The sequence below is a fragment of the Photorhabdus australis DSM 17609 genome, from assembly GCF_000711895.1.
Taxonomy (GTDB): domain Bacteria; phylum Pseudomonadota; class Gammaproteobacteria; order Enterobacterales; family Enterobacteriaceae; genus Photorhabdus; species Photorhabdus australis.
Genome location: NZ_JONO01000103.1, coordinates 1 through 3,915, shown reverse-complemented (window position 1 = coordinate 3,915; position 3,915 = coordinate 1). Strand labels below are relative to the sequence as shown.

3 protein-coding genes are annotated in these 3,915 nt (G+C 46.1%); all 3 read left to right on the top strand.

Features of this window, described 5'->3' with window-relative positions; translation table 11 throughout:
* On the top strand, positions 1-1,212 hold a 1,212-nt coding region (locus BO26_RS18040; protein WP_036773911.1), incomplete at its 5' end, for a DUF2345 domain-containing protein.
* Between the two features lie 3 nt (positions 1,213-1,215).
* Complete coding sequence (locus BO26_RS18035; protein WP_036773910.1) at positions 1,216-2,823, top strand: esterase/lipase family protein; 1,608 nt, start codon at positions 1,216-1,218, stop codon at positions 2,821-2,823.
* A partial coding sequence (locus BO26_RS18030) for a T6SS immunity protein Tli4 family protein (RefSeq protein ID WP_036773909.1) occupies positions 2,816-3,915 on the top strand: 1,100 nt, incomplete at its 3' end. The genes BO26_RS18035 and BO26_RS18030, both read left to right, overlap by 8 nt.

Genomic DNA, 3,915 nt, shown 5'->3' with positions numbered 1-3,915 from the left:
CTGGCCCGGCCTTATGCAGGCGACACTTACGGTTTTCACTGGCCGTTGCTGGTTGGCACAGAAGTGGCGATCGCATTTGAAGGGGGCGACCCGGACCGACCGTATATTGCTCACGCGCTGCATGATTCAGCCCACCCGGATCACGTCACGCTGTACAACTACAAACGCAATGTGCTGCGCACGCCGGCGAATAACAAATTGCGGATGGACGACGAGCGCGGGAAGGAACACATCAAGCTGAGTACCGAATACGGCGGCAAGAGCCAGCTCAATCTGGGGCATCTTGTCGATGGTCAGCGCCCGCATCCGAATAAACGGGGCGAGGGTTTTGAACTGCGTACCGATGCCTGGGGCGCGATCCGCGCGGGTAAGGGGTTGTTTATCAGTGCGGATGAACAGGCTAAAGCGCAGGGACAAACGCTGGAGATGCAGACGGCGTTGAGTCAGTTGCAGCAGGCGCAGGCGTTAACGGAAGCATTACGGGGTGCAGCAGAAACGGCCAAAGCTGAATTAGCGGATTTGCAGCAACAGAAAGCATTATTAAGTGACACCTTAACGGAACTGAAAAAATCTGCGCTGTTACTTTCTGCGCCGGAGGGGATTGCCCAGACGACGGCGAAAAGCCTCCAGCTTTCTGCGGGGGACAATGTGATCGCCACCAGTGGGAAAAATACCGATTTCAGCGTACTGAAAAAATTCACGGTGGCTGCCGGAGGGATGATCAGTCTGTTTGCTGAAAAACTGGGGATCAAACTGTTTGCCAGCCGGGGCCGGGTAGAGATTCAGGCGCAGGGTGATGCAATGGGACTGGAGGCGTTGAAAGACATCACGGTAAGCAGTCATGAAGGCAAAGTGATCATCAGTGCAAAACAGGAGATTTTGCTGGCTTGTGGCGGGGGATATATCCGTATTGGCGACGGGCAGGTGGAATGTGGTGCCCCGGCTCATATTATCCAGCGGGCAGGGGAATGGCAAAAATTCAGTGGGCAACGGGCCAGTCAATTGGTCCAGCAATGGCAGACAGCCAGTTATGCTGTGACGCCGAAGGTTGCACAGGCTTATAACATTTCTCCGCTGGCTCGTCAGGCTATGCAATTCCATACCGGAGATGGTGACGTGCGGGCGTTATCAACCGCACAGGATGGGAAAAGCGATCTGCAAAAGCAGGTTGGCGTGGAAATCAGTAAATTGAAAATAAAAGATGAGGAGTAGATTGTGAGCGAACCGAAGGAAAATGAGATCTATATTCATCCGGAATATGATGAATTAGGCTCCCCTTATTACAATGTCCCCAATGCCAGAATGGAAGAAAATCTGGTGGCGACCTGTTTGAAATATGCAACTAAAGTGATCCCGGTGATTTTTCTGCCGGGGGTGATGGGGAGTAATTTAAAATCGAAGGGTAAGTCAGTCTGGCGGTTAAATTCGGAGTATAGCACTGATGTTGTATTGTGGATGTTTAGGGGAGCACCTTACCGGAAAAAAACCTTAGACCCGAATAAAACAGTGGTTGATGATTCTGGGGCTATCACACCTGACCACACGGAAAAGAATAAATTTCCTGATTGCCATCAGCGTGGCTGGGGGGAAATAGCCCATATGAGCTATGGCACATTCCTGCCCTGGCTTCAGTCGGTGCTGGATGATGAGCGTTTAGCATTTGAATATTGTCTGGCAGGGCAGGGACAGCAAACTCTTCGGCAGCAAATGGTCGATATGAACCTGAATGCGGAATTGGGTGAAGAGCCACTGACGCGGCCCGAGGTGGATCATAGCTATAACTTTGCCTACCCGGTTCATGTGATGGGTTATAACTGGTTGCAATCCAATGTGGATTCTGCCCGGAGGCTGGCGAAATATGTGGATAAGGTTCTGGCTTTCTATGGTAGGCGCTGTGCCACTAACAAGGTGATTTTAGTCACTCACTCGATGGGCGGGTTAGTTGCCCGTCATTACTCAGAGCAGCTAAATGGTAGAGATAAAATTTTAGGCATTGTGCATGGTGTGATGCCGGATACGGGGGCACCGACCACTTATAAAAGGATGAAAACCGGTGAAGATGGCATAACTGGATTGGTTATCGGCAGTAATGGGGCGGAGATGACGGCAGTGATGGCGCAATCTCCCGGTCCGTTACAGCTGCTGCCGGGAATGAAGTATGGTAAACGTTGGCTACACATCGCAGATGGTAACATCACACATAAGCTGCCGGAATCTGATCCATATAAGGAAATCTATCTGGAAAAAAAACGGTGGTGGGGATTATGTGAAACCCGGTTTTTAAACCCGGATAAACAGGATAAATGGAAAGATGAGGAAAGTTGGAATAATTATCGGGAGTTGATAAATAACACCGTTAAGCCATTTATTGAAGAGTTAACCGATCATTATCATCCGAATACTTATGCCTTTTATGGCGCTAGTGAGAAACACTTATCGTATGGTGTTATCTCCTGGGAAGAAGAAAGTAAAAATTACTATAACAAAATGGATGATTATTCTGGCTTGACTTTTGATCAGCCGATTTATGATCCTTTTGATTTGGAAATTGGTACAAGACGTATGGTGCAGTTTTCTGTTGGGCCTTCATTTCAGGATGTTGCCGGGAAAACTTTTAAGTTGGCCCCGCCAAAGGAGCTGGGAGATGGTACGGTACCGATACAGGCTGGCCGGATTACTTATAATGGTTTACGTGGCTTGCTGGCAACGGAAGTCGACCATGAAGGGGCGTATAAAGAGAATAACGGAACGAAAGAGACTCCCGCCCGGTTATTTACCTTACGCTCAATTGTCAAGCTAGTGCAGGCGGTGAAAATTGGATAAAAAAAAGTATTTACTGATTTTATTAGCGATGGTGGCGATTTATGCCCTGTGGCGGTGGTATTTCCCAGTTTATTATCATCCTGTATTAACTGAAAAGGAAAAGAAAGTGACGACTGAAATGTTAGCCAATATGCAGACCCGTTGTGTGGGGCGTTATTTAATTGATGTTCCTGTTGGATTTGACAATATTATCCATGATGGAATATTTATTGGTGATGCGAAAATAGAAACTGAGCGTCTGTATCCCCCTGAATTTGAACATCAGATACGGTTGAGAGAGCAGGAATTAAAGACAACTCAGTATGTTAATCCTAAAAATATGCCTTTTTTGAAGAAGGTTTATCGTCTTCAGGGGGATCTAAAAGGTGTGATTTTCGACAGGAATCAGGACACGAGTGCGCCTGGCTATGCCCGAGTATTGGAAGCCCATTTCTATAATAATGGGGTGGCTTTTATTATAACAATGGAATTTATGGAGATGTCAGATGATAGATACAAGGCAGACAGGGATGATTTTATCAAAGATGGATTTTCTGAAAGACAATATAATGAGTTGAATCAAACCTTATATAAAATGAATAGTCTGATTGCCAGAATCAGTGGCAGAAAGGAGACGGAAATCCCCGAGGTGGCCGGTACCTGTATTCCTGATGGTTTTATTGCTGGTAGTGATAATGAAAAAGAGAATATGACTTTTGTTTATCAACGAAATGAAGATGATCATTTTACTTTCAGTATTGAGATATTAAATGATCTTCAAGAGAATGACCATATGTTAGACCGTATGGTTGGAATGGAGGGCATATTTCTGGCTATGCGTACTAAGATAATCAGGAAAGGGAAACGAGAAATTAATGGCACTTATACGGAGGAAATTTTAGCGAAACTTCCGACAAAAACAATTAAGGAGCCAGAAACCGAGATCCCCGGGTATGCCTTTGATTTAGTTGCCAATGAAACAGCGGGTGATTATAAAAATCCCTTTGTGAATATTGAGTTGAAAAATGACCAGTTATCCGCAACACCGTACAGTGAAAATGAATTAATAACATTTTGGGATGCAGTAACGAGTACTTTTCGTAAAAGGCCGGG